Here is a 25,505-nt window from a genome sequence, read left to right as displayed (position 1 = left end):
GGTCAATAATCAGGAGATTGGAGGTGCAGCAAGCGACCGTATGTCGGACGACAAGACCGGCTTCTCGCCGGTTTGACACAGATCAAGCTCGGGCACCCGGCCAGCGACACGATCAGGCCATGGTTTCAGGAGCTGACAACTCATCGTGCCTACCGTACAGCCGCCGACTTTGTGTCTACCCAGGAGAGGTTTGTCATGTCTGGTCAATCACGTTTCATGCTGATCGTCTCGCCGCTGATGCAGCACAGCCCGGCCTTCGACAGGGCCGCCGCACTGGCCAAGGCCGCAGGTGCAGCGCTGCACATCGTGGCTTTCGACTACCTGGAAGGCCTGGCGACCGCCAGCCTGGTCAACGACCAGGCCCGCGAAGAGATGCGCCTGGGTTATATCGAGCGTCACCGCCTGTGGCTGGAGGAACAGGCCAGGCCCCTGCGCAAGATTGGCCTGGAGGTCACCACCGAAGTGGTCTGGGTCGAACGCCCGCTGCAGGAAATTCTGATCCACCTCAACGAACAGCCGATCGAGTTGCTGATCAAGGCGCTGCAACACGAATCACTGCTCTCGCGGCTGATGTTCACACCGCTCGACGTGCATTTGCTGCGCGAGTGCCCAGTACCGCTGCACTTCGTCAGTAACGCCATTCATGCCTTGCCTCGCAAGGTTGTTGCAGCGGTCGATCCCTTCCATCGCGATAAACAGTACCAGGGCTTGAACGACCGGATACTCCACGAAGCGGTCAAGCTGGCGAGTACCTGCAATGCCGAGATCGACGTCGTCTATGCCTATGACCTTTCCTCCATCAGTGCCGATGAATTCGACTTCAACAACGTTTCGACCTTCTTCTCTTCAGGCAAAGCCAAGACCCTGTTCGACGCTCAGGGGGAGGCATTCAGCGAACTGGCCGAGCGCAACGGCATCCCGCCGCAACAGCGTCACATGATCATGGGAAACCCGGCCAAGGTCCTGGTCAACTATGCCGACGTCAATCAGGTCGATGTTATTGTCATGGGGCGGGTCAGCCATCGAGGGATAGACCGGCTGGTCGGCAGCACGGCAGAAAGCCTGTTGTACAAAATGCCCTGTAGTGTATGGATCGTCTCGCCCGAAGAACTTGATGAGTGAGGCAGGCAGCACGCTCTACGATCGCTGGGCCGAGGGCGAGAAGAACCGTGTCTCCATCAGAAGAGTGAGCAACAGTGCGCTAAGATTGCCGCACTCGCCTCCTCCAACGAGGTTCTGCTCGCTACGAACCGGGTTCTGGACGTCAGACAGAACGACGTGAAGGGGGGAGCGATCTGACCCGCCAACAAGGGTCTGTTGCTAAATTAGGGAGTCAACTATGGAAGTAACGGTTAGCAAGGGCCCGGAAAGCATGAGCACAGAACCAGAGACGTCCACCGATGCACCGCGGCTGAGCAGCACGGAGCTGCGCATTCTCGGCTCTTTGATCGAAAAACAGGCGACCAGCCCGGAGACCTATCCGCTGACCCTTAATGCGCTGGTCATCGCCTGTAACCAGAAAACCAGCCGGGAACCGGTGATGAACCTCAGCCAGGGCCAGGTCGGGCAAAGTTTGCGCGCCCTGGAAGGTCGAGGCTTCACCCGGCTGGTCATGGGCAGCCGCGCCGATCGCTGGGAGCATCGGCTCGACAAGGCGCTGGAGCTGGTGCCGGCCCAGGTTATTCTGGCCGGCTTGCTGTTTCTACGCGGTCCGCAGACGGTCAATGAACTGCTGACACGCAGCAGCCGCATGCACGACTTCGAAGATGCCGAACAGGTTGTCCATCAACTGGAACGCTTGATTGCCCGCAGTCTCGCGCTGTTGCTGCCGCGCCAGTCGGGCCAGCGCGAAGACCGCTACATGCACGCACTGGGCGACCCGGCGGATATCGAAGCGATCCTCGCCGCCCGCCAGAACCCGGCGGAGCGTGGCGCCAGCAGCGGTGTGTCGGTGGAGCGCATCGAAGAACTCGAAGCGCGGATTGCGGCTCTCGAAGAGCGCCTGGCGCGCCTCGAGTAACCCTACCCCCTGCCCCGCAGCGCCTGATCAGCTGCGGGCGAACGCCACGGCCTTGTGGAACTGCTCATCGCTGGGACGCACGCCGGTGTACAGCACAAACTGCTCAAGCGCTTGAATGGCAATCACTTCAAGCCCGGTAATGACCCGTTTGCCTGCGGCACGAGCGCGCACGATCAGTGGCGTTTCCGAGGGGATCGCCACCACATCGAAGACAGTTTCCGCGTAATCGATGGCGTCAGCGTCAAAGGCCAGTTGATCGGCCTCCGCACCACCGCTCATGCCAATCGGCGTGACATTGACCAACACCCGCGGACGCTCGCTGCCAAGTTCTGCCTGCCAGCGATAACCCAGCGAGTCGGCCAAGGCGCGACCGGCGCTTTCATTACGTGCCACGATCAGGCCGTTTTGATAGCCGCCATCACGCAAGGCGCTGGCCACCGCTTTGGCCATCCCGCCGCTGCCGCGCAAGGCGAACGTCGAGTCCTTCGGCACGGCATGGGTTTTCAGCAGTTGCTCGATGGCGAGGTAATCGGTGTTGTAAGCCTTGAGGTGACCGTGGGTGTTAACGATGGTATTGATCGAGGCAATGGCTTGCGCCGACGCGTCCAGTTCATCGACCAGTGCGATGCAGGCTTCCTTGAAGGGCATCGATACGCCGCAGCCGCGAATACCCAGGGCACGAATTCCGCCAATCGCCCCCGGCAGATCCTGGCTGCTGAACGCCTTGTAATAGAAATTCAGGCCCAGTTGCTCATACAAATGGTTGTGGAAACGCAGGCCGAAATTCCCGGGGCGCCCAGACAGTGACATACACAGTTGGGTGTCTTTGTTCGGGTTCATCAGCATGTATATCTCCTTCGAATTGCACTTTCAGATGGACGGGATTGGCCAGACCATCGGGTTTATCGGATCATAGCGAGGCCTCTGGCCCGGCTGGCATGTAAAGGTAAAGATGCCGGTACAGACCTTACACAATATTTACTCTGACGCGTCGCAGATTCGCCAAAAAACGCTGTCTTAGAGTTATCCCCGCAACTATCCTTGGATCTATTGAAGGCTCAAGCGCGTTGGGGCGAAAACACGAGGAATTATCATGATCCGCAAACTCCCTGTAATAGCCTTGCTGATCGGTGCATTTGCTGTCGCAGGACAGGCGCAAGCCCATGGCTACTATTATGGTCATGGCCGTGGCGGCGGCTGGGGCTGGGGTGCACCGCTCGCCGTCGGCGCGGTGGTAGGCGCGGTGGTCGCGGGATCAGTCATGTCCAACGAGCGTCCGGTTTACGTACAACAACAACCGGTCTACGTTCAACCGCAGCCAGTCTACGTTCAACCGCAGCCGGTGTATGTCCAGCCAGCACCGGTTTACGTCCCGCCACAACCGGGGTACTACATTCAGCCTCGCTACTAAGGCCCGGGCTGGTAATTTAACGACTGCAGGTTACTCAACACAGGCTCCGTCTCGACGGGGCCTGTTTTCGTTTCAGCCGTCGAACTATGTCTGAATAAATCTCGCCAAGGTCGCTACCGGGACAGTGACTGCAGTTAAATTTGGCATGATTGATCCGACGAATGCCCTGGCTTGTGTGCAATAACCGTCATATTTATGTCATGACAGTTCCGCAAGCTTTGAATTGTCCGTAATAAACGGTTCATAAAAACAAGGACGCCCCTTATGCCCACGCAAAACCCGCACCGCATTGTAGGACTCTGTACCTCAAGCAAGGTCTATAACGCACTGACCGAGCTCAAACACCTGGAAGGCCATCGCAGCGCCAAGTTTCTCTCGCTGCTCGCCGAAAACCTGGTGCGTAAAGGCCTGCTCAATGATCATGAAATGATGAACATGCTCGACCAGGTCGTCGACTGACAGCGGCCATTCGCCACGTTGTCGTCAATGTCCACTATCGAGCACGTTGATTTTCCGTTGAACCGCCGGGTCAGTAAGGTAGCTCCATAGATTGATGGAGGTACTTATGCCCAAGGTTCAGATCATGTCCGTTATTGGTAGCGCCGTTCCCGCACCGCTCAGAGAGCTGGGATTGCTCGCCTGCTGGTATCTGGTTCAGGACGGCGTCGCGATCAGTGGCCCGCTCACTTCACTGCCCGCCGCCCAGGCCCTGTCGCAACGTATCGGCACCTACGCGCTGGGCGCTTAAGGCAACTGCACGCGTGGCCTGGTTTCGATGTACAAGTCCCAACTTGACATGAACAGCGCGGCGATCAACGGCCCAATGACAAAACCATTGAGACCAAAGATCGCCAGACCGCCCAGGGTCGAAACCAGGACCAGATAGTCCGGCATCCTGGTGTCCTTGCCCACCAGGATCGGACGCAGAATGTTGTCTACCAGACCGATTACGAACACCCCGAACACCCCCAGCACCACACCCTGCCAGATCGCGCCGCTGAGCAGGAACCAGGCCGCCACCGGCCCCCAGACAATCCCCGCCCCCACCGCGGGTAACAGCGACAGAAACGCCATTATCACCGCCCAGAGCAATGCACTGGGGATGTCCAGAAACCAGAAAATCAACCCACCCAGCGCGCCTTGCGCAATCGCCATCAGCAGGTTGCCTTTGACCGTGGCTCGCACCACGCGGTTGAACTTGAGCTGCAAGCGGCGCTTTTGGTGTTCCGCCAATGGCACCGCCGCGCGAACCTTGCGCGACAGTTCGGCACCGTCACGCAGAAAGAAGAACAACAGGTAGAGCATGATGAAAAAGCTCATCATGAACTCGAAAGTGCCCTGGCCGAAGCTGAACGCCTGACTGGCGAAAAACTCGCTGCCCTGCATCGCGCTCTTGACGATTTTCTCGCGCAAAGTACTCAGTTCACCCATGCCAAAGCGGTCCAGCAGGTGCTGAAAGTACGGCGGCAGGCTGTGCTTGAACTGCGCCAGATAGCCGGCGATGTCCAACTGGCCACTCTCGATATTCTTGTAGAGGGTCGCCCCCTCTTGTACCAACAGGACGCTGGTAATGATCACCGGCAAAATGGCAATGACCAGGCAAATACCCAAGGTGGAGAGCGCCGTCAGGTTGCGGTGCCAGCCAAACTTCACTTGCAGCCGACGCTGCAAGGGCGCGAAGACAATGCCGAGAATCACTGCCCAGAACACCGCGCCGTAGAACGGCAGCAGTATCCAGATGAACGCGGCGGTCACCCACACCAGCAGCACCAGCAGCGATCTGTCTCGCACAACGGTTTGGTTCATGTCCGCTCCCCACCAGTAACCCGCAGACACTGACTGCCTGTTCTAGGTTAGTCAGCCACCACGCGCCCGAGTGCCCTCCTTTTTTCACCCGGCATAGATCCAGATCAATAAACGCCTAGCGCGACTGCTCTACCCTCGCGAGCTTTTGTGATCGAGCCCCTCATGTCCCTCGCCACGCCTGAACTGCTTGCCCCTGCCGGCACCCTGAAAAACATGCGTTACGCCTTCGCCTATGGCGCCGATGCGGTCTACGCCGGCCAGCCGCGCTACAGCTTGCGCGTGCGCAATAACGAGTTTGATCATGCCAACCTGGCCCTCGGTATCCGCGAAGCCCAGGCGCAGGGCAAGCGTTTCTATGTGGTGGTGAACATCGCCCCGCACAACGCCAAGCTGAAAACCTTCCTCAAGGATATCGAGCCGGTCATCGCCATGGCCCCGGATGCGCTGATCATGTCCGACCCCGGGCTGATCATGCTGGTGCGCCGGCATTTCCCGCAGATGCCGATTCACCTTTCGGTGCAAGCCAACACGGTGAACTGGGCCAGCGTCGAGTTCTGGCAGCAACAGGGCCTGAGCCGGATCATCCTGTCACGGGAGCTGTCGCTGGAAGAAATCGCCGAGATCCGCCAGCAAGTCCCCGCCATGGAGCTGGAAGTGTTCGTTCACGGCGCGCTATGCATGGCCTATTCCGGGCGCTGCCTGCTGTCGGGTTACATGAACCGGCGCGATGCCAATCAGGGCACCTGCACCAATGCCTGTCGCTGGAAATACTCCGCACAGCCCGCCACGGAAAACACCGTGGGCGAGATCGTTCAGACGTTCATCCCGGAGCCAACGCTGGGGATCGGCACACCCACCGATCAAGTGTTTTTGCTACAGGAAGCCAACCGCCCCGATGAACTGATGCCGGCCTTCGAAGACGAGCACGGCACCTACATCATGAACGCCAAGGACCTGCGCGCCGTGCAGCATGTCGCTCGCTTGACGCAGATGGGCGTGCACTCGTTGAAGATCGAGGGCCGGACCAAATCGCACTTTTACTGCGCCCGGACCACTCAGGTCTACCGCCGCGCCATCGACGATGCCGTGGCTGGTCGCGAGTTCGACCGTAGTTTGATGACCGACCTCGAATCCCTGGCCCAGCGTGGCTACACCGAAGGATTCCTGCGTCGGCATGTGCACGACGAGTACCAGAACTACCAGAACGGCAGCTCGGTATCGGAGCGACAGCAGTTCGTCGGCGAACTGACCGGTGAGCGCCGTGATCGGCTGGCCGAGGTCAAGGTGAAGAACCGCTTTGGTTTGGGCGATCACATGGAATTGATGACGCCCAAAGGCAATTTCCACTTCGATTTGCATCAGTTGCAAAGCGCCAAAGGCGAAGCGATTGAAGTGGCGCCGGGGGACGGGCACACCGTGTATCTGCCAATTCCGGATGCGGTGGATTTGAAGTTCGGGTTGTTGATGCGCGATGTGTGTGGGGATTAACCCGCAATTGAGGGGGCCTGGGCGGGCCTCATCGCGAGTAGGCTCGCTCCCACAGTAGATTTGTGCACTGCCGCAAATTGCGACAACGCCATCAATCAATAATGAAATGGCTACCCCCGCCGCCCCCTGTGATCGCCCACTAAGCTTTCGCAGGGGGCTCATCGGAGACCGTTGCCATGAACAAAGTAGCTATTGCCGCCATCGATCTGGGAAAACACTCTTTCCATCTACACGCGCAAGATGATCGTGGTCATGAGTTTACCGCAAAAAGTTTACTCGTGCGGCGCTCATGCAGCACCTGATGAATCTCGAACCCTGCACCGTTGTGATGGAAGCCTGCGGCGGAGCCCACTTCATGGCGCAGGAGGTCGCGAAGCTGGGACATACGCCCAAGCTCATTGCCCCGCATCTCGTACGCCCTTACGTGAAAAGCAACAAAAACGACTTCGCTGATGCCGAGGCGATCTGCGAGGCGGCGACTCGTCCAACAATGCGCTTTGTACACCCCAAAACCCAGGCTCAGCAGCTGCTGGCCATGCTCAACTCGACACGCGATTCGTTCATCAAAGAGCGCACCGCGACCGTCAATCGGATTCACGCAGCGCTTTTGGAGGTCGGCGTCAGTCTGGCCACAGGCTTCAAGCCCATCAAAGAACTGCCCGCTCGGCTTGAAGCGAGTTCAATTCCTGTGCCCATCAAAAAACTTCTGACGAGGTTGCAGGAGCACTTCACCTATCTGGATGGGCAGATCAAGACGCTGGACAAGGAAGTGGAATGCCAGGCCGCCGAAGATGATCTGGCGGCTCGTTTGATGACCATGCCCTGCGTAGGCCCGATCACCTCCAGCGTCCTGGCTGCCGAATTGGGCGATGGCAAGCAGTTCAAATGCGGCCGAGGCTATTCGGCCTCAATCGGGCTGATACCCAAACAGCATTCTACGGGCGGCAAGACCGTCCTGCTGGGCATCAGCAAGCGAGGTGATCGCAACCAGCGGCGCCTGCTTGTCCAATGTGCCCGTGTTTACCTGATGCAACTGGACCGACAGAAAGGCTGGCTGGCGGACTGGGTCCGGCAGCTATTGGCCCACCATCACTCCAACCATGTGGTCTGCGCGCTGGCCAACAAGCTGGCAAGGATCGCCTGGGCGATTGCTGGCCCACCACACTGAATTTGATGCAGGGCCAACCGCGATGAACGCCTGACCCTGCTGTCACCCGAGCACCACCCACCTGGTTTTGCGATGCTGGATAACAGATGACGTGAACGGCTAACCGGCCTGACGACAACCCTGAGCTCCCACACGGCTGAAAGGCCGTTCGAATAATTAGGATCGTTAGGCATCGATTCTCATCGAGGCGCGGGGTTGCCACCCCACACAGACGCCGGATAGATGAAAGCAAGCCAAACACGCATCAAAAACAGTATTGCAGAAAAGGGGGTAACCATAGATGTGGGAGCGAGCCTGCTCGCGATAGCGGTCTGTTAGTCGCTTAGATCCTGAACTGCCCAACCAATTTACCCAACCGCTGGCCCAAATCCGCCAGGCTGCGGGAGGTTTGCGCGCCGAGCTGGGTTTCGTCGGCGACGCTGTCCACGGCGACGGCGATCTGATGCACGCTGCGATTGATCTCTTCGGCCACTGCGGTTTGCTCTTCGGCGGCACTGGCGATCTGTGCGTTCATCGAATTGATGGTGCCAATCAGTTGGGCCATGGTGTCCAGCGAAGCACCCGCCTGATTGGCCTGGGCCGAGGTGCCGTCACCGGCCTCGCTTGAACGGCGCATGGCGTCGACCGCCGACTGTGTGCCAGCCTGCAAGCGGTCGATCATACCCTGAATTTCCTGAGTGCTTTGCTGAGTGCGACTGGCCAGCGCGCGCACCTCATCGGCGACCACCGCAAAGCCACGCCCGGCCTCACCGGCGCGAGCGGCTTCGATGGCGGCGTTCAGCGCCAGCAGGTTGGTCTGATCGGCAATCGAACGGATCACCCCCAGCACGCTGACAATCGACGACACGTCCTGCTGCAAACTGTCGAGTGAGACCCCGCTGCTGCGAATATCTTTCACCAGCGCATGGATCTGCGAAATGCTCCCGGCGACCACGCGTTTGGCCGCCTGGCCTTCTTCGTCGGTTTGCTGGGCCGCAACCGCAGCGCCTTGGGCGCTTTTCGCCACTTCCTGCGCTGCCGCCGACATCTCGTTGATCGCCGTGGCCACCTGATCGGTCTCGTGACGTTGGCGTTCCATGGCCTGATCCGAACGCTGGGCCTGATCGGAGACCTGATTGACCAGCCCGGTCAGCTGCGACGTCATCTCGGTAATCTGCCGCACCAGGCCGTGAATCTTGTCGACAAAACGGTTGAACGAACCGGCCAGCTCGCCCAGTTCATCTTGAGAGGTAATCGCCAGTCGGCGCGTCAAATCGCCCTCGCCTGCTGCGATGTCGTCCAGATTGGCCTTCATCAGGTGCAGCGGGCGCAAAATGGTATTGGCCACAAACAGACCGACCGCAGCGATCACCAGCACTACCACCGCCGCGATGCCGACGATGCTCAGCACCACGCCTTCCGTGCGATCGCGAACCTTGGCCTCGACCATTGCGACCTGGGCTTCGATACCATCGAGATTCACTGAGGTACCGATGGCCATGTCCCATTTAGGCAGGTATTCGGTGTAACCCAGTTTAGGCACCTGGACTTTACTGTCGCCAGGCAACGGCGAGCTGTATCGCAGGTAGTGCGTACCGTCCTTGGCGACTTTCACCAGGTCACGGTTGACATACACACCGTTCGGGTCGCGGTTGTCCTTGAAGCTCTGGCCGACGCCTTCCGGACTGTTGGATTTGAACAGGCGCACGGTGTTGGAGTCGTAACCGAAGAAGTAACCGTCCTTGCCGTAGCTGATGCTCGACAGCAATTTGACCACTTGCGCGCGAGCCGCCTCATCGCCAGGCGCTGCGGCGTCATACAGCGGCTTGATCGCCGTCATCGCCACAGCAACATAACTTTGCAGGGTGGCCTGGGCATCGTTCATCAAACGCTGACGGGTTTCTTCGACTTCTTTACGGGCCTGTTCTTGCAAGATGAATGCAGTGGTCAGGCTGATCACCAGCGCAAAGAGCAAAACCGGGAGGACGGCGAGGGACAAGACTTTGGCTTTAAGGCTCAGGCGCATGTGTTGTTCACTCTGGATAGTATGGGTGTGGTTAAAGCATTAACGGCTGGCTTGCGCAAAACTGTAGGCGCAGGCTTGTCGGTAATGAAAACGACGCGGTCAATTCGTTACAACACCATCGCCACCACCCAGCCAAACGCCAGCAACGGCAGGTTGTAGTGCAAAAACGTCGGGACCACGGTGTCCCGGATATGGTGATGCTGACCGTCGATATTCAGACCGGAGGTCGGGCCCAGGGTCGAATCGGACACTGCTGAACCGACGATCAGCGTGATCACCACATGCACGCGGGACAGGCTGAGCACCAGCATGACGCCGACCGCGGCAATTACTGCATTAATCATCGTTACCTCAAAACATGGCGACGGGTAAATCCGCCGCAAACAGGATGAGTCCGTCCAGCCAGCTGCATGAGCCGACGGCGGATTGAAGAGAGGGTTTTATGAGAGGGCGCGCACTGCGCCGCAGCGGGCCTGGCGTGTCAAAACCAACACAGATTTGTGCGATTTCTTATTTATTCGAATGGATAAAGAAAGGAGGAACGTGGCCGCTACAGTGCAAAGTCTCAGATATTTATCGAATAAAAGGACGCTCCCATGTCGCTCAGACAACTTTCCATTCAATGGAAAATCACTTTGCTCGCCGGGCTGTGCCTGGCCGGCATCGTCACCTTGCTGGTCGGTCTTTCGCTGTATCGCATGGATCACAGTTCGGAGCTGGTAAAAGCCTCGAGCATGGAGATGCTCACCGAAGCGGCTCAAGCCCGTATCGAGGCACAGGGTGAAGTTCAGGCGCTGGGGATTCGCCAGCAGTTCATGGACGCCTACCAATATGGACACGGTTTCGCGCGCCAGGTGTTGTTTTTGCGCGAGCAGGCCGAGAAACGCTTCCTCGATGCCTTCGACCTGCGTGAAGACCTGACCCGTCAGGTCAAGTCCGCGCTGCAAGCCAATCCGCAATTGCTCGGCCTGTCGCTGGTGTTTGAAGCCAATGCACTGGACGGCAAGGACGAACTGTTCAGCGGCCAGAAAGAAATCGGCAGCAACGACAAGGGCCGCTTCGCCCTGTATTGGTCGCAGCCGACCGCCGGCAAGCTGAACTCGATGGCGCTGCCGGAAAGCGACATGGCCGACACCAGCGCCGGCCCCAGTGGCGAACCTGCCAACGCCTGGTTCACCTGTCCGCGCACCACCCTCAAGCCGTGCGTGATCGAACCCTATTTCTATGAAATCGACGGCCAGAACGTGCTGATGACCAGCATCGTCTTCCCGCTGCTGGTCGACGGTAAGGTCATCGCGTCGCTGTCAGTCGACATCAACCTCAACAGCCTGCAAGCGGTCAGCCAGCAAGCCAGCAAAAAGCTCTATGACGGCCAGACCAGCGTCAGCATCCTCAGCCCCGTCGGCCTGCTCGCCGGTTATAGCCCGGACGCCAGTAAACTCAGCCAGCGCCTGGACAGCGTGGACAAGGACAGCGGTGCCGAGCTGATCCGCAGGCTTGCCGCCAGCACTCAGACCCAGAGCCTGCATAACAACCAGTTGCTCAAAGTACTGTCGCCATTCCAGCCGATTCCCGGTGGAAAATCGTGGGGTGTGTTGCTCGACGTGCCGGAAAAAGTCCTGGTCGGCCCCGCCGAAACCCTGAAGCAGCAACTCGACGAACGCAACACCGCCGGCACCCTGATCGAGCTGAGCCTCGGCGTTTTGGCGGCGGTTATCGGCTTGTTGCTGGTGTGGTTGATGGCACGCAGTGTGACCCGGCCGATTCTTGGCGTGGCGCGCATGCTGGAAGACATCGCCAGCGGCGAAGGCGACCTGACCCGCCGTCTGGCCTACGACAAACAAGACGAGCTCGGGCAACTGGCCGGCTGGTTCAACCGCTTCCTCGACAAGCTGCAACCGATCATCGCGCAAGTGAAACGCTCGGTGCAGGACGCGCGCAGCACGGCGGATCAATCGTCAGCCATCGCCACCCAGACCAGCGCCGGCATGGAGCAGCAATACCGTCAGGTCGATCAGGTGGCCACCGCGTCCCATGAAATGAGCGCCACCGCCCAGGACGTCGCCCGCAGCGCCGCCCAAGCGGCTCAGGCGGCGCGCGATGCCGATCAGGCGACTCGTCAGGGCCTGACCGTGATCGACCGCACCACCGCCAGCATCGACAGCCTGGCGGCAGACATGAACACGGCGATGACCCAGGTCGAAGGCCTGGCCGCCAACAGCGAGAAGATCGGTTCGGTGCTGGAGGTGATTCGCGCCATCGCCGAACAGACCAACCTGCTGGCGCTCAACGCGGCCATCGAAGCGGCCCGCGCCGGTGAAGCCGGGCGTGGTTTTGCGGTGGTCGCCGATGAAGTGCGCAACCTGGCGCGCCGTACGCAAGAGTCGGTGGAAGAAACCCGTCAGGTGATCGAGCAACTGCAAAGCGGCACGCAAGACGTGGTCGGCTCGATGAACAACAGTCATCGCCAGGCTCAGAGTAGCGTCGAGCACGTCAGCCAGGCGGTCACCGCCCTGCGGCAGATCGGCGACGCGGTCACGGTGATTACCGACATGAACCTGCAAATCGCCAGTGCCGCCGAAGAGCAGAGCGCGGTGGCCGAGGAGATCAACAGCAACGTGGCGACCATTCGTGACGTGACGGAATCGCTGTCGGGGCAGGCCAATGAATCGGCGCGGGTCAGCCAGTCGTTGAACAGCCTGGCGAACCAGCAGCAGGGTTTGATGGATCAGTTCAGGGTTTGATCCACAACCTTGTGGCGAGGGAGCTTGCTCCCGCTCGACTGTGCAACAGTCGTAAATCCGGTCAATGCGGTTTAGCTGAAGCACCGCAGTGACTGGTTTTGGGGCCGCTTCGCAGCCCAGCGGGAGCAAGCTCCCTCGCCACAAGGTTTCAGCGCCTGGGCAACTCGACCACCACCTTCAACCCGCCCCACTCGCTCTCCTGCAACACCAACTCCCCGCCCCACGCCTCGACGATATCGCGCACAATCCCCAGTCCCAGGCCATGCCCGTCAGTCTGCTCATCCAGGCGCGTGCCGCGACTGAACACCTGATGCGGCACTTGATCGTCCAGTTGCGAGCGTTGCCCTTGTTGCAGCTGAGCGATCTGCTCGCAGGCGCAGGGCTTCGTCCTGGTCCAGATCACGGGCCGCTACCACCGAGCAAAATGCCAGGAGCGCCAGGGTCGCCAGGCCATACGCGGGCAGATTAACCTTCATTACATATCCAGAGCATGGAGTGCCTGCGTATTCTTCATGAATGACCCGGGGAGTCACCCTAGCTGTATCAACTTAACTGAAACTGAATTGCCATCATTGATGCGTTTACACTTCATTTCTGTGCATACATCCTGCAAAAAATCGAGACCGGTATGACCGCCATCCACATCAAATTCCCTGCCCTGACCCTCAGGGCCGGCCCGCGGGCCTTTACGCGGATTCGCGAAAACGGCTTGAGCGCCCTGGAGGTCGGCACGCTGCCGGGTGCCGCCGGTGGACCAAAGGCCCTGGGGATTCAAGGTCTGGACCTGGCGCTGTTCGGGCAGTGGCTGCCGGCCGCACCGCGTGAACGCTCGTTGATCGGCGCTTCGGTCGGTTCCTGGCGCTTCGCCAGCGCCTGTTTGCCAGACGCCGCCGAAGGCATCAGACGTCTCGGTGAGCTGTACAACGCCCAGCATTTTGCCAAGAGCATGACCATGGCGCAGATCAGCCAGAGTTCGCAGCGCATGCTGCATGACTTGCTCGACGGGCACGATGCGCGGCTGCTGGACAACCCGCTCTATCGGCTGAACATCATGGTGGTGAAGAGCCACGGCCTGCTCGCCGACGACCATCGCGGGCGACTCGGGCTGGGCTTGTCATCGGTGATCGCCGACAACCTGCGCGGGCGCTCACGGTTGTCGCGGCACTTCGAACGGTTGATCGTGCATGACCCACGCCTGGCGCCGCCGCTCTATGCGCTGAATGACTTCCCGTCGCGTTTCGTCCCGCTGAACGCCGGTAACTTGCGTCAGGCCTTGCTCGCGTCGGGTTCGATCCCGATGGTCATGGAAGGCGTACGTGACCTGCCCGGTGCGGGCGCCGGGACTTATCGCGATGGCGGCCTGCTGGATTACCACCTCGACTTGCCGTACAGCGGTGATGACATCGTGCTTTACCCGCACTTCACCGATCGAGTGATTCCCGGCTGGTTCGACAAAACCCTGCCATGGCGACGCGGCAATTCCGGGCGCTTGCAGGATGTGCTGCTGGTGGCGCCGTCGAAGGCCTACCTGTCGCGTCTGCCCTACGGCAAATTACCCGACCGGAACGACTTCAAGCGCTTCATGGGGGACCCCGCCAGCCGCCAGAAATACTGGAAAACCGCCATGGACGAGAGCCAGCGGCTCGGCGACGAGTTCCTCGAACTGACTGCCAGCGGGTGTTTGGGTGAGCAACTGTTGACCCTTTAGTCAGTGTTTTACCGCAACCCCGGACCCAAGCTGTTAAACTCGCGACCTGCCCCATCGCCGCGGGCGATAGCCACCTGACAGAGCTCAAACCACTGTGGAAATCTTCAAAGAGTTTACCTTCGAATCCGCCCACCGCCTGCCTCACGTCCCGGAAGGTCACAAATGCGGCCGCCTGCACGGTCACTCGTTCAAAGTGGCGATTCACCTGAGCGGCGACCTCGACCCGCACACTGGCTGGATCCGCGATTTTTCGGAAATCAAGGCGATCTTCAAGCCGCTCTACGAGCGTCTGGACCACAACTACCTGAACGATATTCCAGGCCTGGAAAACCCGACCAGCGAAGTCCTGGCCAAGTGGATCTGGAACGAGCTGAAGCCATTGCTGCCGGAACTCAGCGCCATTCGCATCCACGAAACCTGCACCAGCGGCTGCATCTACCACGGCGAATAAGCCTGGGGATCAAAAAACCACCGGGACCGGTGGTTTTTTTATGCCTATGATTCAGGCATTCACTGACGCTATCGATCGAGAACAGGACCCGTCCCCATGCACATCATCAACGCCCGCCTGCGCAACCATGAAGGCCTGCATGAACTGCACCTGGAAAATGGCCTGATCGCCAACATCGCCCGTCAGACCGAAGCGCCGACCCTCGGTCCCGAAGACCTCGATGCAGGCGGCAATCTCGTCGTGCCGCCCTTTGTCGAGCCGCACATTCACCTCGACGCCACGCTGACCGCCGGTGAACCGCGCTGGAACATGAGCGGCACGCTGTTCGAAGGCATCGAATGCTGGGGCGAGCGCAAGGCGACCATCACTGCCGAAGACACCCGAACCCGCGCCAAAAAGACCCTCGCCGCCCTCGCCGCCCACGGCATCCAGCATGTGCGCACCCATGTCGACGTCACCGATCCTGCGCTGACGGCGCTCAAGGCGATGCTTGAAGTGCGTGAAGAGAGTCGACACCTGATCGACCTGCAAATCGTCGCCTTCCCTCAGGATGGCATCGAGTCCTATCGCAACGGCCGCGATTTGATGAAGGAAGCCATTCTCCTGGGTGCCGATGTGGTTGGAGGGATTCCGCATTTCGAGTACACCCGCGATCAAGGTGTCAGTTCGGTGAAATTCCTGATGGACCTGGCCGAGCGCACCGGCTGCCTGGTGGATGTGCATTGCGACGAGACCGACGACCCGCATTCGCGCTTTCTTGAAGTGCTGGCCGAAGAAGCCCGCAGCCGCGACATGGGTTCACGGGTGACCGCCAGCCACACCACGGCCATGGGCTCCTACGACAACGCCTACTGCGCCAAGCTCTTTCGCCTGCTCGGGCACTCGGGGATCAGTTTTGTTTCCTGTCCGACCGAAAGCATTCACCTGCAGGGGCGCTTCGACAACTTCCCGAAACGTCGGGGTGTCACCCGGGTCAACGAGTTGCTGGAAGCCGGGATGAACGTGTGTTTCGGCCAGGACTCGATCGTCGACCCGTGGTATCCGCTGGGCAACGGCAACATCCTGCGGGTGCTCGAAGCCGGCCTGCACATCTGCCACATGCTCGGTTACCGCAACCTGCAAAACGCGCTGGACCTGGTGACCGACAACAGCGCCAAGGCCATGGCCCTGGGTGATCGCTATGGTCTGGAGCCGGGGCGTCCGGCGAACTTGCTGATCCTGTCGGCCGACAGCGATTACGAAGTGATCCGCAGCCAGGGCCTGCCGCTGTATTCGATTCGGGCCGGGAAGGTGTTGATGAAGCGGCAGATGCCGGTGGTGGAGCTTTTCGGCTGACCGGGCTGACCGGGCTGACGCCATCGTCGGATCGCCGCCCGGAGCAGGCTCGCTCCCACACGGGATATATGTCGTTCACAATTGTTGTGGTCGTCGCAGTTCACCTGTGGGAGCGAGCCTGCTCGCGATGGCAATCTGACTGGCACCGCAGAATCAGGACATCAACCGCGCCGTGCCAAACAAACTGACCCGGCTCAGTTCACCGTCCTGCTCTTCGAGCAATACCGGCGCCGTACCGCCAGGCATAACCACCGCCACGGTCCCCGCCGTCACCCAACCCACACTCCATGCCGCACACGCCACCGCGCTGGCGCTGGTACCAGAAGACGCGGTCGGCCCTTCGCCGCGCTCGAAGACCCGAGCAGCCATGCGATTCTCGGATTGGCGCTTCGCCCATTGCAGATTGACACCTGCCGCACAAGGCTCGCCAGCCCCGCTCGGTGGCGCGAAAGCGATGCGTGTCAGGTCGACCGACAATCCGCGCCCGCGCATCTGCTCATTGCTTGGCAACGCCTCGGCATCCGCCACCAGCGTCACACAATGGGGATTGCCGATCCGCACGAACTGACTGTAATCCCACAGTGGATTCAGCCGCGCGAGCGGCGGCACATGGCTTAATTCACGTTGATTCAATGTCCGCGTCTCGACCGCCTGAGCCCCCACAGCATTCGGCCCGAAGGCCGGTTTGCCGAGGTCCAGCCAGAAACCCTGCACGCCATCGACCTGCGCCGGTTCGACCGAGGTTTCGACGGGAGACACGGCATCGCCTTTGTCATGGTGAACCTTGAGCAGGCAACGCCCCTGCGCCGGCATCAAGCCCTGCTCGGTCAGCGCCTGGGCAAAAATCGTCAGACCGTTGCCACTGCGCTCGGCCAGCGTCCCGTCGGTGTTGACGATCAACAGGTCAAACGGTGGTGCAGCCTGAAACGGGCCGACCAGCAAGCCGTCCGAACGGTGTTCCTTGGCACCGGCCGGTTGAGTGCCGGGGGCCCAACTGCAAATGGCTTCCACTGCAGACAGTGCCCAGTCGGTACGGCTTTGCGCCGACTGGCCGGCGTCCTCCGGCAGATTGATCCCGCGCTGGCGCAGATCGTGTGGGCTGACAACGGCGTAGATATTCCCGCGGGCATCGAAAAGCGAGGTCATGGACAGGTCCTGGGCGAGGTCTGGAACACGACGCTACTGTAAGCGCTGGCGACTCGAATCACACCCACAGAACCCAAGGTCGTCTGACGGTCACTGATGTGCAAGGATGTGGTCCGGCTCACAGTCTCCCCCGACGTACCAAGGATTTTCATGACCGCCATCATCCCTCCCGTCTCCGTCCGCCCCGGGCGCCTCGAACAGAGGTCGACGCGCATCGCCTTCTTTATCGCAGGCTTCGGTATCGCCGCGTGGGCGCCGCTGGTGCCTTACGCCAAAGCCCGGGCCGGGCTCGATGACGGCATGCTCGGCGTGTTGTTGCTGTGTCTGGGAGTCGGATCGATTCTGGCGATGCCAATGGCCGGTATGCTGGCCTCGCGCTTCGGCTGTCGGCGAGTGCTCAGCGGCGGCACGCTATTGATCTGCCTGGCACTGCCGCTGCTGGCAACGGTGTCGTCGATCCCGTTGCTGATTGCTGCGCTGTTCCTGTTCGGGGCCGGATTGGGCACGGTGGACTCGACGGTGAACCTGCAAGCGGTGATCGTCGAGCGAGCCAGCGGCAAGACCATGATGTCGGGCTTTCACGGGTTGTTCAGCCTCGGCGGGATCGTCGGCGCAGCAGGTGTCAGCGCCCTGCTCGGCCTGGGTATCTCGCCATTGGGCGCGACAGTGGTGGTGATCATGTTTCTGCTGGTGTCGTTGCTCAAGGCTGCGCCCCATCTGTTGCCCTACGGCAGCCAAAGCTCGGGGCCGGCGTTCGCCATTCCCCACGGCGTGGTGCTGTTTATCGGCAGCCTGTGTTTTATCGTGTTCCTGGCCGAAGGCGCGGTGCTGGACTGGAGCGCCGTGTTCCTGACCGCAGAACGTGATCTCGACACCGCGTATGCCGGACTGGGCTACGCCGCGTTTGCCTTGACCATGACGGTCGGACGGCTGACGGGCGATGCCATCGTGCATAAGCTGGGGGCCACGCGTGTGATCGTGTTTGGCGGTTTGACCGCGGCTGCCGGTTTGCTGCTGGCAACGTTGGCACCGGCCTGGGAAGCCGCGCTGATCGGTTACGCGCTGGTCGGGGTCGGATGTTCGAACATCGTGCCGGTGTTGTACACCGCCGTCGGCAAACAGAACGTCATGCCGGAAAACATCGCCGTGCCCGCCATCACGACATTGGGGTATGCGGGAATTCTGGCGGGGCCTGCAGTGATCGGCTTTATCGCCCACGGCAGCAGCTTGAGTTTTGCTTTTGGATTGATCGCTGTATTGCTGCTGGCTGTGGCCGTCAGTGGCAAGGCGTTGAAGGTCTGAGTCGCCGAAGCAAAAGACCGCAGCCATCACCCGCCACAATGCGCTGGCGGGTGACACAGGGCCAAACAACGGGCGTTTAAAAACGCAACGTGGCACCGGTGGCAAGCCACTGTTTACAGTCGTTGTTGAGGTGGCGTCCGACCACCAGATCGATATCGACCTTTTTGCCCAGATGCAGACGAGGTCCGGCCTGCCAGCCCTGGTCTCCACCCTGCTGGCCGAAGCGTTCGGCAATCAGCGTCAGGGATTCGGCCAGCGCGTATTCAACGCCTGTGCCCCAGGTCCAGCTGTGGCGTTGCTTGCCGTCGTCGTATTCGTGGGTCCAGCCGGCGCTGGCGTTCAGGCGCAACGCCTCGACAGGCTGATACGCCATGGGCAGGGTCAGGTCGGCGCCATCGAAGGAGTGACGGCGGTTGAGAGCGAAATTCGCGCCTGCGGCGAGGGCCACTTCCAGCCCCAGATCGTCATCGCTGAACACCTGCGCCTTGATCTTCGGGCTGACTTGGGTCTCCCTGTCGCCATCGTCGTGGCCGTGGGACACCGCGGCGCCGAACTGCACCGAGGGCAGTGCCTTGAACGTGCAGTCCTGGGAGAGCTCGGTTTCATGGTTCGATTGTTGGTGGCGCTGGCTTTTGTACCAGACGTCGACGTTGCATTCGCCGGGGGCATTGATCGAACCGTCGTCGACCACATAGGGGCCACCGGCGGCATGGGCTTTGGACGACAGTGTCAGCAGGAGGGAGACGCCAACGGCCACACCGACAAACACCAGGTTTTGCCGCATGCCCCCGCGTTTGTGGGGAGACAAATCATCAAGAAAAGCAGTGAATGAACCGGCCTCAACGGCCTGTGCTGTGGTTTTCGAGTGGGCGGTCCGGACGGTGCGGCAAGGTGTGTAGTTTGGCATGATCGACCTTGAATACTTGTTCACGAAAACGCTCCTCACGCCTATAACGAGGAGGGTTTGCGATGGCTAAGGTTAATGTCTTCAACAATAAGGCAGTGCTCAGGCACTGAGAGTTACAACTAGGTTCTTCGGTCATCTTTTGACGCTCCTATTTTTTCATTAATGACAACAACGAGGCACTACCGCTTAACTTCCCCGAACAGTATCCACTTCGATTTGTGACGAATTTATTTCATTCTGAAACTTCAACAACCGCCAAGCCAGACTGCCCTTCCTACCATATTTACCGCACCTTACAACCACCCAACCCAATACCCCCTTACACATACTGATACAAATAGCCGAGCACCGGAGCACTTATTCCTGATAAGCGAACACACTACCCCGGCATTCAATCAGCGACACATCCTCAACTAAATAATGGGTTTTCGCGTGCAACAGAGTATATCCACAGCACTATTTATTTGTCCGCACCCAATATGAAATCCATACTGTTTTCTGAATAACGTTCAGTTACCCGACAGAAAAACCAGCCAGGGAACTTATTATTTTTATAGCCGGCGTAGTTGTAACATTCGAAAGCAAAGCCCACGTAATGCTGCCAGGCAGGAGGCTCGTTTATCAGGCCATGCGGCGTACACGCATGCTCAAAAAAACCACCAGAACACCACACATCAACAGCGTCCAACCCAGCGATTGACTCCAGGCCGCAAGCATCAGACCGCTGCCGATCAGCAGGTAATACATCAAGCCAAACAGCGCACCGGCAGTACCCAACCGATCGCCATAACCGGTCAACGCTGAGCCGAGGATATTCGGTATCGCCATCCCGAATGCCAGGACCACCAACAGCATCGGCGCGATAAACCAGACGCTGGCGCGCAATCCCAGTACACCCAGCGCGCCGAGCAATGCCACCACGGCCGCAATGCCGATCAGCTGCTCCACCTTCACGCCGCGCTTGAGCAAGTGCTTGTTCAAGCCCGCCCCCAGCCCCGATCCCAGCGCCAGGACCACCCCGCTATAGCCGAACAATTCAGGACCCAATCCCAAACGCTGAAACTCAAAGGGGCCCAGGCTGTAATAGCTGAACAGAGCGATGTTGAACACTGCCACCAATGACGCCGCACGCCAGATCGCCACGTCTTGCAGCATCTGCCGCAAGGTTGCGAACAACGGTGATATCGAAACGTTGTCCGGTCGGGTTTCCGGCAAGGTCCAGGCGCTCCAGCCGAACAGGATCAATGCCAGTATCAGCAGGCAAACCAATACGCCTCGATAGCCAAACCCGCTGACCAGGCTGGTGCCGATAAACAGACCCAACGCCGGGCTGATCGCCAGCGCCATGCCGACCATCGAAAACACTCGGGCCAGCGCCGGGCCACTGAAGCAGTCGCGCAACAAGGTTTGCGTCACTACCGAACCGACCGCTGCACCGAAAGCCGCCAGCGCCTGCATCGCGAGCAGACCACTGAAAGTACTGACACCCAGCGCCATGACCGAGGCCAAGGCATACAACGCCAGACCGGCGAGCATCGCCGGTCGTCGACCGATGCGATCACAAAGCCGCCCCCACGCCACTACACCTGCAGCGAACGCCAGGAAATACACCGACAGGACCTGCGCAGCGGCTGCGGGCGTCACTTCAAATGCCTGGCCAATATCGGCCAGCGCGGGGCTGTAGAGGGTTTGCGCGATCTGCCCGAACATCAACAAGGCAACGGCCAGGCGCAACAGGTTGTTTGAATTCATGACGGCTTACTCACCAGAAAGATTGATGGTGATTTTAAGGAGCCGTCATTGACGTATTATCCTGATCTTGACAATAAACCATTGAAATCGGACAACCTCATGGCCTGGCTTGAAGCACAGACACCCTTTGACCCGGACACCCATGAGGCCGATGTGATTGGTATTGCCGCAAGCCTGGGCGATCACGACTCGGGCCTGCACCAGCATCAGCGCGGGCAATTGCTGTTCACTCGCCGGGGCTGCACCCGGATTACCCTGGCCGGCCAGCTCTGCCTGTTACCGCCGTCGCGCGCGGCATGGATTCCACCACGGGTACGCCATCGTGCGGTGATGCAACAGAGCGTCGACTACCGGTCCATTTACCTGACGCCGCCACTCTCAACTCAATTACCCCATCAGGTCTGCGTGATTGAGGTCAGCCCATTGCTGCGTGCGGTGCTGGAGTCGATCGCCATGACGCCGTTCGACACGAACTGGCGTCAGGGAAAATTCGTGCATTTGCTGGGGCTGTGCCTGAGCGAAATCCGCGAAGCCGTCCACCAGCCGATGCTGCTGCCCTTGCCTCGGGATAAACGCCTGGCGCCTTTGCTGAGCGTCCCCGAACTACTGCCGCCGCAATTGCAGGTATTGGCGACAAGGGTCGGCGCCAGCAGCAAAACCATCGGGCGGATTTTCCAGCGGGAAACCGGCATGGGCTATCAGCAATGGCGACAGCAGTGGCGACTGATGCGCGCCATCGAACTGCTCGCTACCGGTCGCAACATCAGTTACAGCGCTTTTGAACTGGGCTTTGCCAGCGACAGCGTGTTCATCGCCTTTTTCAAGGCCATGACCGGCAAGACGCCAGGCACTTATTTCAAATGATCATCGGCAACCGACGAGCGGCCGGAAAAATCATTTGTCAGAAAATATTACTTGCATCATATTATTATCGTAATAACGACTGATACCCCATAGGGGATTGCCATGACCAGCCTGAATACCGTTGATCCTTCCCTTGCCGTGCAACCTGCGCGCCCTCCTTTGCTCAAGCGCTTACTGCTCGCCGTTGCGGCCCTTGTTGCTCTGGCGTTGATCGCCCTCTACGGTTCGCACTGGTGGACCAGCGGCCGCTTCATCGAAGAAACCGACGACGCCTACATTGGTGGCGATGTGACGGTGATCGGGCCGAAAGTCGCCGGTTATGTCGAAGAAGTGCTGGTAACCGACAATCAGCGCGTCAAGGCCGGCGACCTGCTGATCCGCCTCGATTCACGCGACTATCGCGCCAGCCTGGCCAAGGCCGAAGGCGCCGTTGCGGCGCAAGAAGCGCTGCTGGCCAACCTCGATGCCACGGAGCAATTGCAACACGCGGTGATCGGTAAGGCGCGCGCCGGGATCGATGCCGCAGGTGCGGAAACCGCCCGCTCGCGGGATGACAATGCCCGCTACAAACAACTGGTCGGCAGTAATGCGGTGTCGGTGGAAAGTGCGCAACGCGCCGATGCCACCTTCAAGACGGCTCAAGCGCAGAGTGCCCGGGCACAAGCCGAGTTGCTCGCAACGCAACGGCAGCTGGACGTGATCGCCACCCGCAAGCAACAAGCCAAGGCTGCGTTAATGCAGGCGCGTGCCGAGCGTGACCTGGCGCAATTGAACCTCGGCTACACCGAATTGCGCGCGCCGGTCGACGGGGTGATCGGCAACCGCCGGGCGCGGGTTGGCGCCTATGCCCAGGCGGGCTCGCAATTGCTTTCGGTGGTACCGGCCAGCGGACTGTGGGTCGATGCCAACTTCAAGGAAGATCAGCTGGCACACATGGTGCCCGGCCAGCGCGTGAGCATTCATGCCGACGTGCTCTCGGGGCGTGAGTTCCACGGTCATCTGGACAGCCTGGCGCCAGCCACTGGCGCGCAGTTCAGCGTGCTGCCACCAGAAAACGCCACCGGCAACTTCACCAAAATCGTCCAGCGGGTGCCGGTGCGGATCCTCCTTGATCCGGCCGACGGTGTACTCGGCCAGTTGCGTCCGGGGCTGTCGGTGACCGCGTCGGTTGATACCAAAACCGCACCCAGGGAAACCACCGTTGCCATAGCCCAGGCCAGCGCACCATGAGCCGCGCCCTCACCGCCCAGGCTCAACCGTTCAATGCCGCGAACATGGCGACGGCGACCAAGGTATTTGCCTTCGCCACGATGTGCATCGGCATGTTCATCGCACTGCTGGATATCCAGATTGTTTCGGCTTCGCTGCGTGACATCGGCGGCGGGCTCTCGGCCGGCACTGACGAAACCGCTTGGGTGCAGACCAGCTACCTGATCGCTGAAATCATCGTGATTCCGCTGTCGGGCTGGTTGTCGCGGGTGTTTTCCACCCGTTGGCTGTTCTGCGCCTCAGCGGTCGGTTTCACCCTGGCCAGCCTGCTCTGCGGCGCGGCCTGGAACATCCAGAGCATGATCGCCTTCCGTGCCCTGCAAGGGTTTCTTGGCGGCTCAATGATCCCGCTGGTGTTCACCACCGCATTCTTTTTCTTCAGCGGCAAACAACGGGTCATCGCCGCCGCGACCATTGGCGCGGTGGCCTCATTGGCGCCGACCCTGGGGCCGGTGATTGGCGGCTGGATCACCGACGTGTCGTCCTGGCACTGGCTGTTCTACATCAATCTGGTGCCGGGGATTTTCGTCGCCGTCGCGGTGCCGATGCTGGTGAAAATCGACCAGCCGGAATTGTCCCTGCTCAAGGGCGCGGATTACCTGAGCATGGTGTTCATGGCGCTATTTCTCGGCTGCCTGGAATACACCCTGGAGGAAGGTCCACGCTGGAACTGGTTCAGCGATCAGACGATTCTGACCACCGCGTGGATCTCGGGGCTCGCTGGCCTGGCATTCATCGGTCGGAGCTTGCACGTGGCCAACCCGATCGTTGATTTGCGGGCGCTGAAAGACCGCAACTTTGCCCTCGGTTGTTTCTTTTCATTCGTCACCGGGATCGGCCTGTTCGCGACCATTTACCTGACGCCGCTGTTTCTCGGCCGGGTACGCGGTTATGGCGCACTGGATATTGGTCTGGCGGTGTTTTCCACCGGGGTGTTCCAGATCATGGCCATTCCGCTGTACGCCTTTCTGGCCAATCGCGTCGACCTGCGCTGGATCATGATGACCGGCCTTGGGCTGTTCGCGTTGTCGATGTGGGACTTCAGCCCGATCACCCATGACTGGGGCGCCAGGGAGTTGATACTGCCGCAGGCCTTGCGCGGGATTGCCCAGCAATTGGCGGTGCCACCGGCGGTGACGCTGACCCTTGGCGGACTGGCCCCAGCACGGTTGAAGCACGCATCGGGGTTGTTCAACCTGATGCGCAACCTCGGTGGTGCAATCGGCATCGCCGCCTGTGCAACGATCCTCAATGACCGCACCAACCTGCACTTCACACGGCTTGCAGAGCACCTGAACAGCAGCAATGAAGCCATGAACCAGTGGCTGTCACAGGTTGGCAGCAACTTCGCCGCTCTGGGCCAGAGCGGCGACGCGGGCGTGACGGCCAGCCTGCACCAACTGTGGCTGCTGACCTACCGCGAAGCCCAGACGCAAACCTATGGCGACGCGTTCCTGACGATCATGGTCTGCTTCATGATCGCCACGCTGATGGTGCCCTTGATGCGCAAGGTGCAAGCACCGGTCGCGCCGTCAGCAGACGCCCATTGATCCCGGATCAGGCCTGCGGCATTTTGCGAAAGCCCACCGCCAAGCGGTTCCAGGCGTTGATGGTGGTAATCGCCACGCTGAGGTCGACCATTTCCCTGGCATCGAAATTGGCGCTCAACAGCGCGTAATCCTCGTCCGGGGCGTGAGTTTCACTGACACGAGTCAGGGATTCGGTCCAGGCCAGCGCGGCGCGTTCACGGGGGGTGAAGAACGGTGTTTCACGCCAGACCGACACCGCATACAGACGGCGTTCGGTCTCGCCACCTTTGCGCGCATCGGCGGTGTGCATATCGACGCAAAAGGCACAGCCGTTGATTTGCGAAGCACGCAGCTTGACCAGTTCGATCAGGGTCTTTTCCAGCGGCAGCTTGGAGACCGCGGTTTCCAGCGCGATCATGGCTTTGAGGGCATCCGGCGAGGCGGTGTAGAAATCGACACGAGATTGCATGGTCAGCTCCGTAGCAAGTGGGGATGCGCCATACGGTAGCGCTGCCGGCGATTGGTACAAATAGCCAATTGTTCAGAAGTCGAGGTAGCCAATGACTGACCTGCCCGTCTTTTGGCGCGACCGTTTCTCCC

General features: G+C 60.0%; 21 protein-coding genes and 6 pseudogenes. 16 read left to right on the top strand and 11 right to left on the bottom strand.

Going from position 1 to position 25,505, the window contains the following annotated elements:
• Nucleotides 1-195: 195 nt before the first annotated feature.
• Both HK44_RS10400 and HK44_RS10395 read left to right on the top strand, forming a co-directional pair.
• Complete coding sequence (locus HK44_RS10400) at nucleotides 196-1,122, top strand: universal stress protein (protein ID WP_019692812.1); 927 nt, start codon at nucleotides 196-198, stop codon at nucleotides 1,120-1,122.
• A 250-nt stretch (nucleotides 1,123-1,372) separates the two neighbouring features.
• Nucleotides 1,373-2,020, top strand: coding sequence for a YceH family protein (locus tag HK44_RS10395; RefSeq protein WP_024264842.1), 648 nt, complete (start codon nucleotides 1,373-1,375; stop codon nucleotides 2,018-2,020).
• 27 nt (nucleotides 2,021-2,047) lie between these two features.
• Here the strand turns inward: HK44_RS10395 and HK44_RS10390 are convergent, their stop codons facing one another.
• On the bottom strand, nucleotides 2,048-2,866 hold the full coding sequence (locus HK44_RS10390) for a shikimate 5-dehydrogenase (RefSeq protein WP_019692814.1): 819 nt from the start codon (nucleotides 2,864-2,866) through the stop codon (nucleotides 2,048-2,050).
• 247 nt (nucleotides 2,867-3,113) lie between these two features.
• Between HK44_RS10390 and HK44_RS10385 the strand changes: the two genes are divergently transcribed.
• The 3 genes from HK44_RS10385 (at nucleotide 3,114) to HK44_RS10375 (ending at nucleotide 4,179) form a co-directional block, all read left to right on the top strand.
• A complete protein-coding gene (locus HK44_RS10385) occupies nucleotides 3,114-3,431 on the top strand; it encodes a hypothetical protein (RefSeq protein WP_019692815.1) in 318 nt (105 codons plus the stop codon).
• Nucleotides 3,432-3,695: 264 nt separating this feature from the next.
• A complete protein-coding gene (locus HK44_RS10380) occupies nucleotides 3,696-3,890 on the top strand; it encodes a hypothetical protein (protein WP_019692816.1) in 195 nt (64 codons plus the stop codon).
• Nucleotides 3,891-3,996: 106 nt separating this feature from the next.
• On the top strand, nucleotides 3,997-4,179 hold the full coding sequence (locus HK44_RS10375; RefSeq protein WP_019692817.1) for a hypothetical protein: 183 nt from the start codon (nucleotides 3,997-3,999) through the stop codon (nucleotides 4,177-4,179).
• On the opposite strand, the gene HK44_RS10370 is transcribed toward HK44_RS10375, so the two are convergent.
• Nucleotides 4,176-5,237, bottom strand: a complete 1,062-nt coding sequence (locus tag HK44_RS10370) for an AI-2E family transporter (protein WP_019692818.1) — start codon at nucleotides 5,235-5,237, stop codon at nucleotides 4,176-4,178. The genes HK44_RS10375 and HK44_RS10370 overlap by 4 nt on opposite strands.
• A gap of 162 nt (nucleotides 5,238-5,399) precedes the next feature.
• On the opposite strand from HK44_RS10370, the gene yegQ reads away from it, so the two are divergent.
• Nucleotides 5,400-6,725: a tRNA 5-hydroxyuridine modification protein YegQ gene (yegQ, locus tag HK44_RS10365; RefSeq protein WP_019692819.1), complete on the top strand. Its 1,326-nt coding sequence runs from the start codon at nucleotides 5,400-5,402 to the stop codon at nucleotides 6,723-6,725.
• Nucleotides 6,726-6,901: 176 nt separating this feature from the next.
• Nucleotides 6,902-7,927, top strand: a pseudogene (locus HK44_RS10360) (IS110 family transposase).
• A 288-nt stretch (nucleotides 7,928-8,215) separates the two neighbouring features.
• On the opposite strand, the gene HK44_RS30485 reads toward HK44_RS10360, so the two are convergent.
• The 3 genes and pseudogenes from HK44_RS30485 to HK44_RS10350 all read right to left on the bottom strand — a co-directional run.
• Nucleotides 8,216-8,971, bottom strand: coding sequence for a methyl-accepting chemotaxis protein (locus HK44_RS30485; protein ID WP_371917732.1), 756 nt, complete (start codon nucleotides 8,969-8,971; stop codon nucleotides 8,216-8,218).
• Nucleotides 8,972-9,073: 102 nt separating this feature from the next.
• A pseudogene (locus HK44_RS30480) lies at nucleotides 9,074-9,898 on the bottom strand (cache domain-containing protein); the annotation flags it as partial.
• A gap of 107 nt (nucleotides 9,899-10,005) precedes the next feature.
• Nucleotides 10,006-10,230: pseudogene (locus tag HK44_RS10350) on the bottom strand (Na+/H+ antiporter NhaC family protein); the annotation flags it as partial.
• 264 nt (nucleotides 10,231-10,494) lie between these two features.
• On the opposite strand from HK44_RS10350, the pseudogene HK44_RS30475 reads away from it, so the two are divergent.
• Nucleotides 10,495-11,784, top strand: a pseudogene (locus tag HK44_RS30475) (HAMP domain-containing protein); the annotation flags it as partial.
• Nucleotides 11,785-11,886: 102 nt separating this feature from the next.
• Nucleotides 11,887-12,642, top strand: coding sequence for a methyl-accepting chemotaxis protein (locus HK44_RS30470; RefSeq protein WP_431357327.1), 756 nt, complete (start codon nucleotides 11,887-11,889; stop codon nucleotides 12,640-12,642).
• A gap of 148 nt (nucleotides 12,643-12,790) precedes the next feature.
• Here the strand turns inward: HK44_RS30470 and HK44_RS10340 are convergent.
• Both HK44_RS10340 and HK44_RS10335 read right to left on the bottom strand, forming a co-directional pair.
• Nucleotides 12,791-13,006 (bottom strand): annotated as a pseudogene (locus HK44_RS10340) (ATP-binding protein); the annotation flags it as partial.
• A 4-nt stretch (nucleotides 13,007-13,010) separates the two neighbouring features.
• A pseudogene (locus HK44_RS10335) lies at nucleotides 13,011-13,118 on the bottom strand (PepSY domain-containing protein); the annotation flags it as partial.
• A 152-nt stretch (nucleotides 13,119-13,270) separates the two neighbouring features.
• Here HK44_RS10335 and HK44_RS10330 point away from each other — a divergent pair.
• From HK44_RS10330 to codA, 3 genes are all read left to right on the top strand, one after another.
• Entirely contained in the window at nucleotides 13,271-14,350 is a 1,080-nt protein-coding gene (locus HK44_RS10330) for a hypothetical protein (protein WP_019692824.1), read from the top strand.
• A 94-nt stretch (nucleotides 14,351-14,444) separates the two neighbouring features.
• Nucleotides 14,445-14,801: a 6-carboxytetrahydropterin synthase QueD gene (gene queD, locus HK44_RS10325; protein WP_019692825.1), complete on the top strand. Its 357-nt coding sequence runs from the start codon at nucleotides 14,445-14,447 to the stop codon at nucleotides 14,799-14,801.
• Nucleotides 14,802-14,897: 96 nt separating this feature from the next.
• The gene (codA, locus tag HK44_RS10320) at nucleotides 14,898-16,136 is read left to right on the top strand and encodes a cytosine deaminase (protein ID WP_019692826.1); all 1,239 of its coding nucleotides are present in this window, start codon (nucleotides 14,898-14,900) and stop codon (nucleotides 16,134-16,136) included.
• A gap of 153 nt (nucleotides 16,137-16,289) precedes the next feature.
• Here the strand turns inward: codA and HK44_RS10315 are convergent, their stop codons facing one another.
• Nucleotides 16,290-17,282: a diaminopimelate epimerase gene (locus HK44_RS10315; RefSeq protein ID WP_019692827.1), complete on the bottom strand. Its 993-nt coding sequence runs from the start codon at nucleotides 17,280-17,282 to the stop codon at nucleotides 16,290-16,292.
• 150 nt (nucleotides 17,283-17,432) lie between these two features.
• Here HK44_RS10315 and HK44_RS10310 point away from each other — a divergent pair, with 150 nt between their 5' ends.
• The gene (locus tag HK44_RS10310; protein WP_019692828.1) at nucleotides 17,433-18,584 is read left to right on the top strand and encodes an MFS transporter; all 1,152 of its coding nucleotides are present in this window, start codon (nucleotides 17,433-17,435) and stop codon (nucleotides 18,582-18,584) included.
• A 76-nt stretch (nucleotides 18,585-18,660) separates the two neighbouring features.
• On the opposite strand, the gene HK44_RS10305 is transcribed toward HK44_RS10310, so the two are convergent.
• Both HK44_RS10305 and HK44_RS10300 read right to left on the bottom strand, forming a co-directional pair.
• Complete coding sequence (locus HK44_RS10305) at nucleotides 18,661-19,515, bottom strand: hypothetical protein (RefSeq protein WP_431357326.1); 855 nt, start codon at nucleotides 19,513-19,515, stop codon at nucleotides 18,661-18,663.
• Nucleotides 19,516-20,112: 597 nt separating this feature from the next.
• Nucleotides 20,113-21,243, bottom strand: a complete 1,131-nt coding sequence (locus HK44_RS10300) for an MFS transporter (RefSeq protein ID WP_019692830.1) — start codon at nucleotides 21,241-21,243, stop codon at nucleotides 20,113-20,115.
• A gap of 99 nt (nucleotides 21,244-21,342) precedes the next feature.
• Between HK44_RS10300 and HK44_RS10295 the strand changes: the two genes are divergently transcribed.
• The 3 genes from HK44_RS10295 (at nucleotide 21,343) to HK44_RS10285 (ending at nucleotide 24,926) form a co-directional block, all read left to right on the top strand.
• A complete protein-coding gene (locus tag HK44_RS10295; RefSeq protein ID WP_024264839.1) occupies nucleotides 21,343-22,107 on the top strand; it encodes an AraC family transcriptional regulator in 765 nt (254 codons plus the stop codon).
• A gap of 102 nt (nucleotides 22,108-22,209) precedes the next feature.
• Nucleotides 22,210-23,337 carry an HlyD family secretion protein gene (locus HK44_RS10290; protein ID WP_019692832.1) on the top strand — a complete coding sequence of 376 codons (1,128 nt, stop codon included), beginning with the start codon at nucleotides 22,210-22,212 and terminating at the stop codon, nucleotides 23,335-23,337.
• Nucleotides 23,334-24,926 carry a DHA2 family efflux MFS transporter permease subunit gene (locus HK44_RS10285; RefSeq protein WP_019692833.1) on the top strand — a complete coding sequence of 531 codons (1,593 nt, stop codon included), beginning with the start codon at nucleotides 23,334-23,336 and terminating at the stop codon, nucleotides 24,924-24,926. The genes HK44_RS10290 and HK44_RS10285 overlap by 4 nt, the downstream gene beginning before the upstream one ends.
• 7 nt (nucleotides 24,927-24,933) lie before the next feature.
• Here the strand turns inward: HK44_RS10285 and HK44_RS10280 are convergent, their stop codons facing one another.
• Nucleotides 24,934-25,374, bottom strand: coding sequence for a carboxymuconolactone decarboxylase family protein (locus HK44_RS10280; RefSeq protein ID WP_019692834.1), 441 nt, complete (start codon nucleotides 25,372-25,374; stop codon nucleotides 24,934-24,936).
• Nucleotides 25,375-25,505: the final 131 nt, after the last annotated feature.

It is taken from the genome of Pseudomonas fluorescens HK44 (genome assembly GCF_000217955.3).
Lineage (GTDB): Bacteria > Pseudomonadota > Gammaproteobacteria > Pseudomonadales > Pseudomonadaceae > Aquipseudomonas > Aquipseudomonas fluorescens_AQ.
Note: the sequence above shows the minus strand (reverse complement) of the source record. Positions and strands in the feature narration are given on the sequence as shown.

Bases quoted from the DNA above. Each gene is read 5' to 3' on its own strand.
- yegQ (WP_019692819.1), top strand. From the start codon at position 5,400: ATGTCCCTCGCCACGCCTGAACTGCTTGCCCCTGCCGGCACCCTGAAA.
- HK44_RS10315 (WP_019692827.1), bottom strand. From the start codon at position 17,282: ATGACCTCGCTTTTCGATGCCCGCGGGAATATCTACGCCGTTGTCAGC.
- HK44_RS10310 (WP_019692828.1), top strand. From the start codon at position 17,433: ATGACCGCCATCATCCCTCCCGTCTCCGTCCGCCCCGGGCGCCTCGAA.
- HK44_RS10400 (WP_019692812.1), top strand. From the start codon at position 196: ATGTCTGGTCAATCACGTTTCATGCTGATCGTCTCGCCGCTGATGCAG.
- HK44_RS10385 (WP_019692815.1), top strand. From the start codon at position 3,114: ATGATCCGCAAACTCCCTGTAATAGCCTTGCTGATCGGTGCATTTGCT.
- HK44_RS30470 (WP_431357327.1), top strand. From the start codon at position 11,887: ATGGAGCAGCAATACCGTCAGGTCGATCAGGTGGCCACCGCGTCCCAT.
- HK44_RS10395 (WP_024264842.1), top strand. From the start codon at position 1,373: ATGAGCACAGAACCAGAGACGTCCACCGATGCACCGCGGCTGAGCAGC.
- HK44_RS10290 (WP_019692832.1), top strand. From the start codon at position 22,210: ATGACCAGCCTGAATACCGTTGATCCTTCCCTTGCCGTGCAACCTGCG.
- HK44_RS30485 (WP_371917732.1), bottom strand. From the start codon at position 8,971: ATGGAACGCCAACGTCACGAGACCGATCAGGTGGCCACGGCGATCAAC.
- HK44_RS10300 (WP_019692830.1), bottom strand. From the start codon at position 21,243: ATGAATTCAAACAACCTGTTGCGCCTGGCCGTTGCCTTGTTGATGTTC.
- HK44_RS10280 (WP_019692834.1), bottom strand. From the start codon at position 25,374: ATGCAATCTCGTGTCGATTTCTACACCGCCTCGCCGGATGCCCTCAAA.
- HK44_RS10370 (WP_019692818.1), bottom strand. From the start codon at position 5,237: ATGAACCAAACCGTTGTGCGAGACAGATCGCTGCTGGTGCTGCTGGTG.
- HK44_RS10285 (WP_019692833.1), top strand. From the start codon at position 23,334: ATGAGCCGCGCCCTCACCGCCCAGGCTCAACCGTTCAATGCCGCGAAC.
- HK44_RS10330 (WP_019692824.1), top strand. From the start codon at position 13,271: ATGACCGCCATCCACATCAAATTCCCTGCCCTGACCCTCAGGGCCGGC.
- HK44_RS10390 (WP_019692814.1), bottom strand. From the start codon at position 2,866: ATGCTGATGAACCCGAACAAAGACACCCAACTGTGTATGTCACTGTCT.
- codA (WP_019692826.1), top strand. From the start codon at position 14,898: ATGCACATCATCAACGCCCGCCTGCGCAACCATGAAGGCCTGCATGAA.
- HK44_RS10295 (WP_024264839.1), top strand. From the start codon at position 21,343: ATGGCCTGGCTTGAAGCACAGACACCCTTTGACCCGGACACCCATGAG.
- HK44_RS10375 (WP_019692817.1), top strand. From the start codon at position 3,997: ATGCCCAAGGTTCAGATCATGTCCGTTATTGGTAGCGCCGTTCCCGCA.
- HK44_RS10380 (WP_019692816.1), top strand. From the start codon at position 3,696: ATGCCCACGCAAAACCCGCACCGCATTGTAGGACTCTGTACCTCAAGC.